The organism is Pectobacterium sp. IFB5596 (genome assembly GCF_021432585.1).
In the GTDB taxonomy this organism is placed as follows: domain Bacteria; phylum Pseudomonadota; class Gammaproteobacteria; order Enterobacterales; family Enterobacteriaceae; genus Pectobacterium; species Pectobacterium punjabense.
Genome location: NZ_LXFY01000023.1, coordinates 227881 through 243366, shown reverse-complemented (window position 1 = coordinate 243366; position 15486 = coordinate 227881). Strand labels below are relative to the sequence as shown.

Below are 15486 nucleotides of genomic sequence, written 5' to 3'. Positions count from 1 at the left end.
TGTAATATAATGACAAAACTGTGACTAAATATGATCAAACCTCGCATCCGCGAGGTTTTTTTTATGGCAGACTATATCCGTCATACTTCAAGCTGCATGGGTGCTAGCTTCCTTATCTATGGCATGCTGAATCTACACCTTTCACTCTGTATTTTCCGTCAGGGGAACCGTTTTGAATAGCGAACTTCTCTGGGTTTTATCCCTGTTGCTGATCGCCATTGTGTTGTTTACCACCAATAAATTACGCATGGACGTCGTAGCGCTGTTGGTCATTATCGCGTTTGTACTGAGCGGTACGCTGACGCTATCTGAAGCGCTGGTGGGGTTCAGCGATCCTAATGTGATCCTGATTGCTGCCCTGTTTGTGATTGGTGAAGGGTTAGTTCGTACTGGTGTCGCTTATCAGGTCGGGGACTGGCTGGTTCGCGTTGCGGGTAGCAGCGAAATGAAGATGCTGATCTTACTGATGGTCACCGTTGCGCTGCTAGGGGCTTTCATGAGTTCCACCGGCGTTGTCGCAATTTTTATTCCCGTGGTACTGAGTGTTTCTGCGCGGATGAAAATTTCCCCTGGAAGGCTGATGATGCCGCTGAGTTTCGCTGGGTTGATTAGCGGCATGATGACGCTGGTGGCGACGCCGCCGAATATGGTAGTGAGCAGCGAGCTGATGCGCGACGGTGTCGCGGGCTTTGGGTTCTTCAGCGTGACACCGATAGGGATGGTTGTCCTGTTGCTAGGCGTGGCCTATATGATGGTGGCACGTTACTGGCTTGGTGACGCTGAGACAGCAACAGCAAAAGAGATGTGGAAGAGAAGAACGTTTCGCGATCTGATTCGTGATTACCGATTGACGGGCAGGGCACGCCGATTGGCAATTCGCCCAGGATCGCCTTTTATCGGCCATCGTCTGGACGATTTACGTCTGCGCCAACGCTTTGGGGCGAATGTGGTCGGGATTGAGCGCTGGCGTAAATTCCGCCGCGTGATGATCAGCGTAGCTGGCAATACCGAACTTCGCCTGAATGATGTGCTGCTGATCGATATGTCGGCGTCTGAGGTGGATTTGCGCGAATTTTGCACCTCGCAGCGGCTTGAACCGATGGTACTACGCGGTGAGTATTTCTCTGAGCAGGCGCGTGATGTGGGGATGGCGGAAGTGTCTTTGATACCCGATTCCGAGCTGCTGGGAAAAACGCTCTACGACGTTGGATTCCGTAGCCGCTATGGCCTGAGCGTCGTAGGGATTCGCCGGGCGGGCGAAGCAATGGAGGGTATCCTCGCTGATGAGCCGCTCCAGCTCGGTGATATTCTGCTGGTGATGGGGGACTGGCGTATGATCCGGCAGTTGCACACGCAGAAAAATGACTTTCTTTTGCTCAATCTTCCTGCCGAAGTGGATGATGTCGCCCCTGCGGTGAGTCAGGCTCCGCACGCGTTGTTTTGTCTGGCGCTGATGGTAGCGATGATGCTGACGGATGAAATACCGAATGCGGTTGCTGCGCTGATCGCCTGTTTACTGATGGGCAAATTCCGCTGCATCGACATGGAAGGTGCCTATCGAGCTATCCACTGGCCGAGTATTATTCTCATCGTCGGGATGATGCCGTTTGCATTGGCGTTGCAGCAAACTGGCGGTGTTGCGCTGATTGTTAAGGGGCTGATGGATGTTGCCGGGAATGCCGGGCCACATGTGATGCTGGTGTGTTTATTCGTGCTATGTGCCGTGATTGGCCTGTTTATTTCCAACACGGCGACGGCGGTGTTGATGGCACCCATTGCGATCGCCGCAGCGAAGCAAATGGGCGTGTCACCTTATCCCTTTGCGATGATCATCGCCGTTGCGGCATCTGCCGCATTTATGACGCCCGTATCATCACCGGTTAATACATTGGTACTGGGGCCGGGCGGTTATAAATTTGGGGACTTTGTACGTATTGGCGTCCCCTTTACCGTACTGGTGATGCTTGTCAGCGTGGTGATGGTGCCGTGGCTGTATCCGTTCTAAGTGTTCCAGCCGCTATAGCAGACGCGTGTTATAACGGAGAGTCTTGACTGATTTCGTCGAGCGACAGGCTGAAGCTGGGAACGAACACCGTCATGAAATAGTCCATTTCCGGGCTGTGGCGCAGTTGCAATGTTTTTTCCAGCCGTGCCTTAGCAAGCGTGAATTCCGCGTTACCCGCGGATAATTCTTCCAGGCATTTCAGGTAGGCGCAGAGCGCGTCTGCCTGTTTAACGATGGCGCGCTCTTCCTCACTGGTATAGTTGTCATCCAGCAGCATCCGATAATCCTGCTGTAACTCTTCTGGCAGCATTTCGATCAGCTTCTGCTGGGCAATTTTCTCTATCTTCTTATACTCATGCGCGATCTGCGCATTGTAGTACTTGATCGGCGTCGGCATGTCGCCTGTCAGCACCTCGCTGGCATCATGATACATCGCCAGTAGCGCAATGCGCTCTACGTTCAGGTTGCCCCCGAATTTGCGGTTTTTGATAACCGCCAGCGCGTGAGCGACAAAGGCGACTTGAAGGCTGTGTTCGGAGACGTTTTCCGTACGCACGTTGCGCATTAGTGGCCAACGGCTGATGAGTTTTAGACGGGATAAGTGGGCGAAAAAGTGGCTCTGATTCATTGAGATCTCTCAGACAACAGCACGGTGGAATAGCAATATCGTGGGTATCTATTGTGAGCACTTGCCGAAGATTATGCAAACGAAGGTCTGGTTTTCGCCGGGCGACGATCGCCCGGCGATGGTAGGATCGTTTAGTGCTGGGCTATTGGTGATAGTGTCCCAGAAAACGCCCTAATTTGTGAATTGCCATGTCCAGTTCATCAATACGCGGTAGCGTGACGATGCGTACGTGATCTGGGTAAGGCCAGTTAAAAGCGGTTCCCTGAACCAGCAACACTTTTTCCTGTAACAGAAGATCCAACACCAGTTTTTGGTCGTCATGGATATTAAAGCGCTTGGCGTCAATACGCGGGAACATATAGAGCGCGCCGCGTGGTTTTACGCACGACACGCCGGGGATCTGGTTGATCAATTCCCAGGAGCGGTTGCGCTGTTCGTACAGGCGTCCGCCGGGTTGAATAAATTCACTGATGCTTTGATATCCCCCCAAGGCGGTCTGAATCGCATGCTGCATGGGGACGTTGGCACACAACCGCATTGAGGCCAGCATTTCCAGCCCTTCAATATAGCCTTTGGCGTGTTTTTTCGGGCCGTTTAATACCATCCAGCCTTGGCGGAAACCTGCCACACGATATGTCTTGGACAGTCCGTTGAACGTGACTGTCAACAAGTCTGGTGCCAGAGCGGCAATCGAGTGATGCTGCGCATCGTCATACAGAATTTTGTCGTAAATTTCGTCGGCGAAAATGATCAGGTTGTGCTCGCGCGCGATAGCCACGATATCCAGCAGTAGCTCTTTGCTGTAGACCGCACCCGTCGGGTTGTTCGGGTTGATGATGACAATACCGCGAGTATTCGAGGTGATCTTTTTGCGGATATCATCCAGATCGGGGAACCAATCAGAAGACTCATCACAAAGGTAGTGGACGGCATTGCCGTTAGATAGAGAAACTGCCGCAGTCCAGAGTGGATAATCTGGCGCGGGAACCAGCATTTCATCACCTGGGTTGAGTAGCGCCTGCATAGATTGCACGATGAGTTCGGAAACACCGTTGCCGATATAGACGTCTTCAACCGTAATATCGCGCATATCCCGCGCCTGATAGTGCTGAACGATGGCCTTACGGGCGGAATAGAGCCCCTTGGAATCACAGTAGCCCTGTGCGGTTGGCAGGTTACGGATGACATCGACCAGAATTTCGTCCGGTGCCTCAAAGCCGAAGGGCGCAGGGTTGCCAATATTCAGTTTAAGGACCTTATTGCCTTCTTCTTCAAGCCGCTTGGCTTCCTTTAGAACTGGGCCACGGATGTCATAGCATACGTTCTCCAGTTTTTTGGATTTTTCAATCGGAGACATAAATAGTACGAACCTTTTGCAGAGAGCGCATATTCCCATGCGGAATAGCATAACCCGCTTAATGTACTCCTCCTAAAGTGCCTTTTGAAGAATGATTATCGCTTTTGCTGCAAATGATTGCGCATCTGCACTATATGGTTGTGTACTCGTTGGATGGTGCGATATGGTAGGGGGCAGACAGCAGTTCAGGACGCACTTTTTAGTGCAAGAATAGGGTGACAAGGATTGCTCGTTTATTTACGTGTAGAACGTCTTTATTTCGCAGAATGAAATAAAGAGAAAGTGCCGTTGTTATTGAATAAAGGATTAAGGCTGGTGAGCCATTTAATTATGTGATGTCTTACCAATCGAAAGGCGATAGGGGTAACGAAATATAAGTATTTTTTTGCCCTTATCGTGCGTCTGCGATAGTGTCTTTAAATGTATCGGCCATTACCCGTACATGTAATAAAACACCAGGAATATTTTGTTAAAATTAAAATAGATAAGTGAAAAATCGTATGACCAGTGCAAATCGACCAGTACTTAATCTCGATCTTGATTTACTGAGGACGTTTGTTGCCGTTGCAGATTTAAATACATTTGCAGCGGCGGCGGCCGCCGTCAATCGGACCCAATCGGCAGTCAGCCAGCAGATGCAGCGGCTGGAGCAACTCATCGGAAAGGAGCTTTTTGCCCGACACGGGCGTAATAAATTGCTGACCGAACACGGTATACAGTTTCTAGGTTATGCCAGAAAAATATTACAATTCAATGATGAAGCCTGTATTTCATTAATGTACAGTGATATTCAAGGCACGCTAACTATCGGGGCGTCTGATGATACGGCAGACACTATCCTGCCTTATATTTTACATCGGGTGACCTCTGTATTTCCTAAACTCTCCGTCAATGTCAGCGTAAAACGTAGTGCTGAAATGATGGACATGTTGAATCAGGGGAAAATAGATCTGGTTATTACCACAATGAACGGTGTGGTGTTTCCGCATGTGTTATTGCGTAGTTCCCCGACGTTATGGTATTGCGCGGCAGATTACCAGTTCAGAGCGAATGAACCTATTCCTCTGGTTGTGCTGGATGAACCAAGCCCTTTCCGCTCGTTGGCCACGCAGCAACTGACAGCCGCAGGGATTCCCTGGAGAATCGCCTATGTGGCTTCAACGCTCTCTGCTGTGCGCGCCGCAGTGAAGGCCGGCATGGGGATCACCGTACGCTCGGTGGAAATGATGAGTCCGGAACTGCGGGTGCTGGGTGAAGAGGAAGGGTTGCCGAGATTGCCTGAAACCCGTTATTTTCTCTGTCAGAATCCTAACCAGGAGAATGAACTGGCGACGGCAATTTTCAATGTGATTGAATCAGGGAAGCCTTCTCACATTACGCCTGTTAGCATGTTGGCAAACAGTGCGGATGGAATGCTGTCTTCCGATTCGTCGCTGAAGGATGTGATCTAATCGTAATGGGTAGTTAATTATCATTCGGGGAGGGTAGGGATGCACCCCGAATGATGATGATTTATGACTAATGTGTTAAACCCGCGTAGACAGGGTCTGATTGACCTCATTTCCCCAGTTTTCTCCCACTTTGCGTTTTCCATTTGGCATCAATAGGCTAGGCGTGGCGATATAGGGCATATTTTGTTTTTATAAAACAACGGTTCTATTTTTTTAAAATTATGTTATGGAAAATGATGTCCAACCTTGCCTTGAATCAGTGTGGTTTTTTTACTAACTAAATTGGTAAAAATGTGTGCTGGATCAAAAAATACCCCTAATAACCACATGGGGGAACAGGCATTTTCTGTGAAAATGGTATAGTGACGCTGCAAACTTGCTTTCTGTGTCGCTGCGCTCTGGTTAACTGACGAAGGCACTGACTCGATTTAGCTACGAGTGAGAACACAAAATGTTAACAAAACAGCGTGCATGTAAAGTAATGTACTGTTATTTTTAGTAAGGTTGAAAAAAAGGTTACAAATTTGGGGCTCAACCATACCAAGCAAGGCTTACCTGATACGTTTCCGTGCTTTTTTGTGGTTATTAATCCTTCCTTTTAATCGATGTGGCGCATTAACTGCCGATAACAGAGCAGAGATATTACCCGCCACTTTTGATGAGTAAGCAAAGAGAATGTCAACAACTACTGAAATCCTCGCCCATCATTGGGCTTTTGCGCTATTCCTTATCATTGCCGTAGGCCTGTGCGTTTTCATGCTGACCGGTGGGTTCTTGCTGGGTGGGAGAGCCAGAGCCAGGGCCAAAAACGTACCTTATGAATCCGGGATTGACTCCGTGGGTTCAGCGCGGCTACGTCTGTCTGCTAAATTTTATCTTGTCGCTATGTTCTTCGTTATCTTCGACGTTGAGGCCCTCTATCTTTACGCTTGGGCGGTGTCTATCAAAGAAAGCGGCTGGATAGGCTTCATTGAAGCAACCATTTTCATTTTGGTGCTGTTGGCTGGTTTGGTTTATCTGGTTCGTGTTGGGGCACTTGACTGGACCCCGGTTCGATCCAAGAGACAAGTTGTTAAATCAGACATCATCAACACTACCAACACTCATCCGCAGTAACAGCGAGGCATTTTAAGATGGACTATACGCTCACCCGCATAGAGCCGGACGGTGAGAATGACCGTTATCCCCTGCAACGTCAGGAGATCGTTTCCGACCCTCTGGAGCAACATGTTCACCGCAGTGTCTACATGGGCAAACTGGAACATGCATTACACGATACGGTGAACTGGGGTCGTCAGAATTCCCTGTGGCCGTATAACTTTGGTCTTTCCTGTTGCTATGTAGAGATGGTGACGTCATTTACCGCCGTTCATGACGTTGCACGTTTTGGTGCTGAGGTTCTGCGTGCGTCGCCACGTCAGGCTGACTTCATGGTAGTAGCGGGGACTTGCTTTACCAAAATGGCCCCTGTTATTCAGCGTCTGTACGAGCAAATGCTTGAGCCTAAATGGGTTATCTCCATGGGCGCGTGTGCTAACTCCGGCGGTATGTACGATATCTATTCCGTTGTTCAGGGCGTAGATAAATTCCTGCCCGTTGATGTGTACATTCCGGGCTGCCCTCCGCGCCCAGAAGCTTACATGCAAGCGCTGTTGTTGCTGAAAGAATCCATCGGTAAAGAACGCCGTCCTCTGTCATGGGTGGTAGGTGAACAGGGCGTTTACCGCGCCAATATGCAATCTGAGCGTGAGCGCAAACGCGGCGAACGAATCGCAGTGACCAACCTGCGCTCGCCTGATGAGATTTGACCTGTAGATGATAAACCCGGTGACCGTGTAATACCCGATAATAGTGTGCGGTCATTATCAGATGCAGAAATAGCACATTTAATGTGGTGACATATTTATGACAGATTTAACGACACACGATCTCGCTCAGCCAGGCTGGCAAACCCGCGATCACCTTAGCGATCCGGTCGTTGGCGAACTGTGTAACCGTTTTGGACCAGATGCATTTACTGTACAGGCAACCCGCACAGGTATCCCGGTGGTGTGGGTCAAGCGTGAGCAATTACTCGATGTTGTCGCATTCCTGAAAAAACAGCCGAAGCCTTATGTCATGCTGTTTGACCTGCACGGTATGGATGAACGTTTGCGCACCCATCGTGAAGGTTTACCTGCCGCCGACTACTCCGTCTTTTACCACTTAATTTCCATTGAGCGTAATCGCGACATTATGCTCAAAGTCGCGCTGGCCGAGAATGACCTGCATTTACCGACCGTAACCAAACTTTTCCCGAATGCCAACTGGTATGAGCGGGAAACGTGGGAGATGTTCGGCATGACTTTCGATGGTCACCCAAACCTGACGCGCATCATGATGCCGCAGACGTGGGAAGGGCATCCACTGCGTAAAGATTATCCAGCGCGCGCGACCGAGTTCGATCCTTTCGAGCTGACTAAGCAGAAAGAAGATCTGGAAATGGAAGCGCTGACGTTCAAACCCGAAGAATGGGGTATGAAGCGCGGCACTGAGAATGAGGACTTCATGTTCCTCAACCTTGGTCCGAACCACCCGTCTTCACACGGTGCTTTCCGTATTATCCTGCAATTGGATGGTGAAGAAATTGTCGACTGCGTGCCTGATGTGGGTTACCACCATCGTGGCGCAGAGAAAATGGGTGAGCGTCAATCCTGGCATAGCTACATTCCTTATACTGACCGTATTGAATACCTTGGCGGCTGCGTTAACGAGATGCCGTATGTACTGGCCGTTGAGAAACTGGCGGGTATCGAGGTACCGGATCGTGTGAAAACGATTCGTGTGATGCTGTCTGAGCTGTTCCGTATTAATAGCCACCTGCTGTATATCAGTACCTATATTCAGGACGTCGGTGCGATGACACCGGTGTTCTTTGCGTTTACTGACCGCCAGAAAATTTACGATTTAGTTGAAGCGATTACCGGCTTCCGTATGCACCCAGCCTGGTTCCGTATTGGCGGTGTGGCGCACGATCTGCCACGCGGTTGGGAACGCCTGCTGCGGGAATTCCTCGACTGGATGCCGAGCCGTTTGGATACCTACGTTAAAGCCGCGTTGCAGAACACCATTCTGAAAGGCCGTACTCAGGGCGTTGCCGCTTACAATGCGAAAGAAGCATTGGAATGGGGGGTAACGGGGGCGGGTCTGCGTGCTACAGGCATCGGTTTCGACGTGCGTAAATGGCGTCCATATTCTGGCTATGAAAACTTTGACTTTGAAGTTCCAGTCGGCGACGGCATCAGCGATTGCTATAGCCGCGTTATGCTAAAAGTTGAAGAACTGCGTCAGAGCCTGCGTATTCTGGATCAATGTCTCAAGAACATGCCGGAAGGGCCGTTCAAAGCGGATCACCCACTGACGACGCCGCCACCAAAAGAGCGCACGTTGCAGCATATCGATACGCTGATTAACCACTTCCTTCAGGTTTCCTGGGGACCGGTTATGCCTGCCAATGAATCATTCCAGATGGTTGAGGCAACAAAAGGTATCAACAGCTATTACCTGACCAGTGACGGCGGCACGATGAGCTACCGTACCCGTATTCGCACGCCGAGCTATGCGCATTTGCAACAGATTCCTTCTGTAATTCGCGGATGTCTGGTATCCGATCTGATCGTTTACCTCGGCAGTATTGATTTCGTAATGTCAGATGTGGACCGCTAACTATGCATGATCACAACAATCACGATCATATTGACGCTCTGGGACAACCGGCTGTCGATTCGCTGACAAAAGAAAGTACTTTTGTATTGAGTGACGCCGAACGTGACGCCATTGAGCACGAAAAACATCACTATGAAGATGCACGCGCCGCATCAATTGAAGCACTGAAAATTGTGCAAAAAGAACGCGGTTGGGTGCCGGATGGGGCTATCCACGCGATTGCCGACTTGCTGGGTATCCCTGCCAGTGATGTGGAAGGCGTGGCTACGTTCTACAGCCAGATTTATCGCCAGCCTGTCGGACGCCACATTATTCGCTATTGCGACAGCGTTGTGTGCCACATCAATGGTTATCAGGGCGTTCAGGCTGCGCTGGAGCGTAAGCTCAGCATTAAACCGGGACAGACAACGTTCGATGGGCGTTTCACGCTGTTGCCGACCTGCTGCCTGGGGAACTGTGATAAAGGGCCGTCAATGATGATTGATGACGATACCCACAGCCATGTGACGCCGGAAGGTATTGAAACGTTATTGGAGCAGTATCAATGAGTAAAGACATTGTTCTGACGGCTGAGCAGCATCCTCTGACCTGGCGTTTACGCGCAGACAAACAGCCAGTGTGGCTGGATGAATACCGCAGCAAAAACGGCTATGTCGCCGCGCAAAAAGCGTTAACGGGCATGGCACAGGATGAAGTGGTCTCACTGGTTAAAGACGCTGGCCTAAAAGGGCGTGGCGGTGCGGGCTTCTCAACAGGCTTGAAGTGGAGCCTGATGCCGAAAGACGAAAGCATGAACATCCGCTACCTGCTGTGTAACGCGGATGAGATGGAGCCGGGTACTTATAAAGACCGCCTGCTGATGGAGCAAGAGCCTCATCTACTGGTTGAAGGCATGCTAATCAGCGCGTTTGCACTGAAAGCCTATCGTGGCTACATCTTCCTGCGTGGTGAATACATCGAAGCTGCGGTTCACCTGCGTCGCGCGATTGAAGAAGCGAAAGCCGCTGGCTTGCTGGGCAAGAATATTTTGGGCAGCGGTTTTGATTTCGAGCTGTTCGTGCATACGGGCGCGGGGCGTTACATCTGCGGTGAAGAAACGGCGCTGATTAACTCGCTGGAAGGCCGTCGTGCCAACCCGCGTTCCAAGCCGCCGTTCCCGGCGTCTGCGGGCGTTTGGGGTAAACCGACCTGCGTCAACAACGTGGAAACACTATGTAACGTGCCGGCGATTATCGAGCACGGTGCGGCGTGGTATCAGGGGCTGTCTGCCGGTAAAAGTAAAGATGCCGGCACGAAACTGATGGGTTTCTCTGGCCGCGTCAAGAATCCGGGCCTGTGGGAACTGCCTTTCGGTACTACGGCGCGTGAGATTCTGGAAGACTACGCGGGCGGCATGCGCGATGGTCTGAAGCTGAAAGCCTGGCAGCCGGGCGGTGCAGGCACGGATTTCCTGACGGAAAGTCACCTCGATCTACCCATGGATTTTGAGCACATTGCGAAAGCAGGTAGCCGTATGGGTACTGCGCTGGCGATGGCTGTCGATCATGAGATCAATATGGTTTCGTTGACGCGTAATCTCGAAGAGTTCTTCGCTCGCGAATCCTGTGGCTGGTGTACGCCATGCCGTGATGGTTTGCCGTGGAGCGTGAAGATTTTACGTGCGCTGGAGAATGGCGAAGGCCAGCCTGGCGATATCGAAACGCTAGAGCAGCTTTGCCGCTTCCTCGGACCGGGTAACACCTTCTGTGCGCATGCGCCGGGTGCAGTCGAGCCGCTGCAAAGTGCCATCAAGTATTTCCGGGAAGAATTCGAAGCGGGTATCTCTAAACAGTATTTAGGCAATCTTAAAACGATTGGCGGTATCCAGCCTAACCTGTTGAAAGAGCGCTGGTAAGCTATCGCTTAATACGTGCGAGATGCAGTGAATGTATCCGCAGGGTGGCGCAAATAAGCCACCCTCATAAACCCAATAGACTTCAAGGCGCAGGTAGCCAACGCATTTGCGATTTGAAAGATGAGGGTATACAGAATTTTTGATTAGCGCTCGTGGCAACACGGGCCATTATGGAAGCATGCTGACTATGGCTACTATTCATGTAGACGGCAAAGAGTATGAAGTAAACGGAGCAGACAACCTTCTGGAAGCTTGCCTGACTCTGGGACTTGATATTCCTTACTTTTGCTGGCACCCCGCGCTCGGGAGCGTCGGATCTTGCCGCCTCTGTGCGGTAAAACAGTATCAAAACGCGGAAGATACTCGCGGTCGTCTGGTGATGTCCTGTATGACACCAGCAACCGATGGCGCGTTCATCGCGATCGAAGATGAAGAGGCGAAGCTATTCCGTAAGACGATAGTTGAGTTTCTGATGACCAACCACCCGCACGATTGCCCGGTGTGTGAGGAAGGCGGTAACTGTCATTTGCAGGATATGACGGTGATGACGGGGCAGAACTTCCGTCGCTATCGCTTCACCAAGCGTACCCATCGTAATCAGGATCTCGGGCCGTTTATTTCTCATGAGATGAACCGCTGTATTGCTTGCTATCGCTGCGTTCGTTACTACAAGGATTATGCGGATGGTAAAGATCTCGGTGTTTATGGCGCACACGACAACGTCTATTTCGGTCGCCCGGAAGATGGCACGCTGGAAAGTGAGTTCTCCGGTAACCTGGTTGAAGTGTGCCCTACTGGCGTATTCACCGACAAAACGCATTCCGAGCGCTACAACCGTAAATGGGATATGCAGTTTGCACCGAGCGTTTGCCAACAGTGCAGCGTCGGCTGTAATACCAGCCCCGGTGAACGCTATGGCGAACTGCGTCGTATCGAAAACCGTTTCAACGGTAGCGTAAACCACTATTTCCTGTGTGATCGTGGTCGCTTTGGTTACGGTTATGTCAACCAGAAAGACCGTCCTAACCAGCCGCTGCAACGTCGTGGTAATGACTGGATCGCACTGAATGCCGATCAGGCACTGCAAGGTGCGGCGGATGTGCTGCGTCAGGCGAAGAAAACGATCGGTATCGGTTCGCCGCGTGCCAGCATTGAAAGTAACTTCGCATTACGTGAGCTGGTAGGAGCAGAGAACTTCTACACCGGTATCGCGCAGGAAGAACAAAATCGTCTGCAATTGATTCTGAAAGTGCTACGCGAAAGCGGTGTGAGAACACCGGCGCTGCGTGAGATCGAAGGCTACGATGCAGTTCTGATTCTAGGTGAAGATTTGACGCAGACGGGGGCGCGTATCGCATTGGCCGTTCGTCAAGCCGTTAAAGGCAAAGCCCGCGAAATGGCGGCAGCACAGAAAGTGGCTGACTGGCAGATTGCGGCGATCATGAACATTGGTCAGCATGCCAAGCACCCGCTGTTTGTCACCAACGTAGATAACACCCGCCTGGACGACATTGCGGCATGGAACTATCGTGCACCGGTTGCCGATCAGGCGCGCCTTGGTTTTGCCATTGCGCACGGGCTAGATAGCAGCGCGCCGGCAGTCGCCGATCTGGCTGCGGGGCTTGACCAAAAAGTCGATATCATCGTACAGGCGCTGGCCGGTGCGAAAAAGCCGCTCATCATCTCTGGCACCAATGCTGGCAGCGAAGAGGTGATCTCCGCAGCGGCAAACGTTGCTAAAGCGCTGAAAAATCGTGGCTCTGACGTCGGTATTACCTTTGTTGCACCTGCTGCAAACAGCATCGGGTTGTCAATTATGGGCGGCGGTTCGCTGGACGATGCGCTGGTGCAGTTGGAAAACGGCGAAGCCGACAGCGTGGTGGTTCTGGAGAACGATCTCTATCGCCATGCACCGGTCGCTCGCGTTGATGCGGCACTGGAAAAAGCTGAAAACCTGATTGTGGTCGATCATCAACGTACTCGCATCATGGACAAGGCCAGTATCATCCTGTCTGCTGCCAGCTTCGCTGAAAGCGACGGTACGCTGGTGAATCAGGAAGGCCGCGCTCAGCGTTTCTTCCAGGTTTACGACCCAACGTACTACAACGACAAAGTCGTGATGTTGGAAAGCTGGCGCTGGCTGCATTCGCTGTATATCACCTATAACAGCCGTCAGGTTGACTGGACGCAACTGGATAACGTGATTGACGCGTGTGTTACGGCATTGCCGCAGTTGGCGGCGATTAAAGATGCTGCGCCGGACGCCTCGTTCCGTATTCGTGGGCAGAAACTGTCGCGTTCGCCGATTCGCTCCAGCGGCCGTACTGCAATGCGTGCCAATATCAGCGTGCATGAACCGCGTCAGCCTGTCGACAAAGACACGATGTTTGCCTTCTCAATGGAAGGGAACAACAGCCCGACAGCCAATCGTCAGCAGATTCCGTTTGCCTGGGCACCAGGTTGGAACTCACCGCAAGCCTGGAACAAATTCCAGGACGAAGTGGGCGGACATTTGCGTCATGGCGATCCTGGCGTTCGTATGATCGAAGCCGGAGAAGGTTCGCTGGCGTACTTCGACAACATCCCAGCGGCTTTCGTCCCACAAGCGGGTCAGTGGCGCGTTGCGCCGTATTATCACCTGTTCGGTAGTGACGAAATGTCACAGCGTTCTGACGTGATTCAGCAGCGTATGCCAGAGCCTTACGTGATGGTGAATCCGGCTGATGCGGCGACACTGGGTGTAAACTCGGGGGCGTTGCTGGAATTGACTTGTGCAGGACAAACGCTACGTCTGCCACTGCGCTTAAGTGCGGCATTGAGTCAGGGACAGGTTGGTTTACCGCTGGGCTTGCCGGGTATTGCACCGGTGCTGGCGGGTGCAACCGTTGAAAATCTGCGGGAGGCCGCACAATGAGTTGGTTAACGCCGGAATTAATCGAAATTCTGATCACCGTCGGAAAAGCGATAGTGATTCTGCTGGTTGTCGTGACCTGTGGCGCGTTCATGAGTATGGGGGAGCGTCGACTGCTCGGCCTCTTCCAGGGACGTTATGGACCGAACCGGGTAGGTTGGGGCGGTTCATTACAGCTTGTTGCTGACATGATCAAAATGTTCTTCAAAGAAGACTGGGTGCCGAATTTCACCGATAAGGTGATCTTCACGCTGGCACCGATGATCGCATTTACGTCAATGCTGATTGCCTTTGCGATTGTGCCGATCACACCAACCTGGGGTGTCGCCGATCTGAACATTGGCATCCTGTTCTTCCTGATGATGGCAGGGCTGGCTGTTTATGCGGTGCTGTTTGCCGGTTGGGCGAGTAACAACAAATACTCGCTACTCGGTGCGGTACGTGCTTCCGCTCAGACTGTGAGCTACGAAGTGTTTATCGGTCTGTCACTGATGGGTGTTGTCGCGCAGGCGGGTTCGTTCAACATGCGTGATATCGTCGATTCTCAGGAACATCTGTGGAACGTAATTCCTCAGTTCTTCGGCTTTATTACGTTTGCCATCGCGGGCGTGGCGGTGTGTCACCGCCACCCGTTTGACCAACCTGAAGCTGAACAAGAACTGGCAGATGGTTACCACATTGAATACTCCGGTATGAAATTCGGTCTGTTCTTTGTCGGGGAATATATCGGGATCGTGACCGTTTCCGCGCTGATGGTGACCTTATTCTTCGGTGGCTGGCATGGTCCGTTCTTGCCTCCGTTTGTCTGGTTTGCGCTGAAAACAGGCTTTTTCATGATGATGTTCATCCTGATTCGTGCTTCGTTGCCCCGTCCACGTTATGACCAGGTGATGGCTTTCGGTTGGAAAGTCTGTCTGCCGATAACGCTTTTGAATCTGCTGGCGACAGCGGCCGTCATTTTGTACAACGCTTAAGAAGGGGTGAATAAACCATGACATTGAAAGAGTTAGTGGTTGGTTTCGGCACCCAGATACGCAGTATCTGTATGGTGGGATCGAATGCTTTCAAGAAGCGCGAAACCAGGATGTACCCAGAAGAGCCTGTGAATCCACCGCCGCGCTACCGTGGTCGTATCGTGCTGACCCGCGATCCCGATGGTGAAGAGCGTTGCGTTGCCTGCAACCTGTGCGCAGTGGCCTGTCCGGTTGGCTGTATCTCATTGCAGAAAGCAGAAACCAAAGATGGTCGCTGGTATCCAGAGTTCTTCCGCGTCAACTTCTCGCGCTGCATTTTCTGTGGCTTCTGTGAAGAAGCTTGCCCGACAACCGCTATCCAGCTGACGCCGGATTTCGAGATGGGTGATTACAAACGTCAGGATCTGGTGTACGAGAAAGAAGATCTGCTGATATCGGGGCCGGGTAAATATCCGGAATACAATTTCTACCGGATGGCTGGTATGGCAATCGATGGGAAAGACAAAGGCGAAGCTGAAAACGAAGCCAAACCTATTGATGTCAAAGGCCTGTTGCCCTAAG

The 15486-nt window shown here is 51.5% G+C and carries 12 protein-coding genes; 10 read left to right on the top strand and 2 right to left on the bottom strand.

The window, feature by feature from the left end:
• Nucleotides 1–172: 172 nt before the first annotated feature.
• Entirely contained in the window at nucleotides 173–2005 is a 1833-nt protein-coding gene (locus tag A6301_RS14760) for an SLC13 family permease (RefSeq protein WP_205543012.1), read from the top strand.
• Between the two features lie 28 nt (nucleotides 2006–2033).
• Here the strand turns inward: A6301_RS14760 and yfbR are convergent, their stop codons facing one another.
• Complete coding sequence (gene yfbR / locus A6301_RS14755; protein WP_107170539.1) at nucleotides 2034–2633, bottom strand: 5'-deoxynucleotidase; 600 nt, start codon at nucleotides 2631–2633, stop codon at nucleotides 2034–2036.
• Nucleotides 2634–2775: 142 nt separating this feature from the next.
• Nucleotides 2776–3990, bottom strand: a complete 1215-nt coding sequence (locus A6301_RS14750; protein ID WP_014916029.1) for a pyridoxal phosphate-dependent aminotransferase — start codon at nucleotides 3988–3990, stop codon at nucleotides 2776–2778.
• Nucleotides 3991–4490: 500 nt separating this feature from the next.
• Here A6301_RS14750 and lrhA point away from each other — a divergent pair, with 500 nt between their 5' ends.
• The 9 genes from lrhA (at nucleotide 4491) to nuoI (ending at nucleotide 15485) form a co-directional block, all read left to right on the top strand.
• Nucleotides 4491–5441 carry a transcriptional regulator LrhA gene (lrhA, locus tag A6301_RS14745; protein WP_107170551.1) on the top strand — a complete coding sequence of 317 codons (951 nt, stop codon included), beginning with the start codon at nucleotides 4491–4493 and terminating at the stop codon, nucleotides 5439–5441.
• Nucleotides 5442–6116: 675 nt separating this feature from the next.
• A complete protein-coding gene (locus tag A6301_RS14740) occupies nucleotides 6117–6557 on the top strand; it encodes an NADH-quinone oxidoreductase subunit A (protein WP_107170538.1) in 441 nt (146 codons plus the stop codon).
• A gap of 17 nt (nucleotides 6558–6574) precedes the next feature.
• Entirely contained in the window at nucleotides 6575–7249 is a 675-nt protein-coding gene (locus A6301_RS14735) for an NADH-quinone oxidoreductase subunit B family protein (RefSeq protein ID WP_005969846.1), read from the top strand.
• Nucleotides 7250–7346: 97 nt separating this feature from the next.
• Complete coding sequence (gene nuoC, locus A6301_RS14730; RefSeq protein WP_107170537.1) at nucleotides 7347–9146, top strand: NADH-quinone oxidoreductase subunit C/D; 1800 nt, start codon at nucleotides 7347–7349, stop codon at nucleotides 9144–9146.
• Nucleotides 9147–9148: 2 nt separating this feature from the next.
• Nucleotides 9149–9694 carry an NADH-quinone oxidoreductase subunit NuoE gene (gene nuoE, locus A6301_RS14725; RefSeq protein WP_137740216.1) on the top strand — a complete coding sequence of 182 codons (546 nt, stop codon included), beginning with the start codon at nucleotides 9149–9151 and terminating at the stop codon, nucleotides 9692–9694.
• On the top strand, nucleotides 9691–11040 hold the full coding sequence (gene nuoF / locus A6301_RS14720; protein WP_039298412.1) for an NADH-quinone oxidoreductase subunit NuoF: 1350 nt from the start codon (nucleotides 9691–9693) through the stop codon (nucleotides 11038–11040). Before nuoE ends, nuoF begins: the two co-directional genes overlap by 4 nt.
• Before the next feature lie 187 nt (nucleotides 11041–11227).
• On the top strand, nucleotides 11228–13954 hold the full coding sequence (gene nuoG / locus A6301_RS14715; protein ID WP_107170536.1) for an NADH-quinone oxidoreductase subunit NuoG: 2727 nt from the start codon (nucleotides 11228–11230) through the stop codon (nucleotides 13952–13954).
• Entirely contained in the window at nucleotides 13951–14925 is a 975-nt protein-coding gene (gene nuoH, locus A6301_RS14710) for an NADH-quinone oxidoreductase subunit NuoH (protein WP_048259481.1), read from the top strand. The genes nuoG and nuoH overlap by 4 nt, the downstream gene beginning before the upstream one ends.
• A gap of 17 nt (nucleotides 14926–14942) precedes the next feature.
• Nucleotides 14943–15485 carry an NADH-quinone oxidoreductase subunit NuoI gene (gene nuoI, locus A6301_RS14705; protein WP_010278884.1) on the top strand — a complete coding sequence of 181 codons (543 nt, stop codon included), beginning with the start codon at nucleotides 14943–14945 and terminating at the stop codon, nucleotides 15483–15485.
• The last annotated feature ends 1 nt before the right edge of the window (nucleotide 15486 follow it).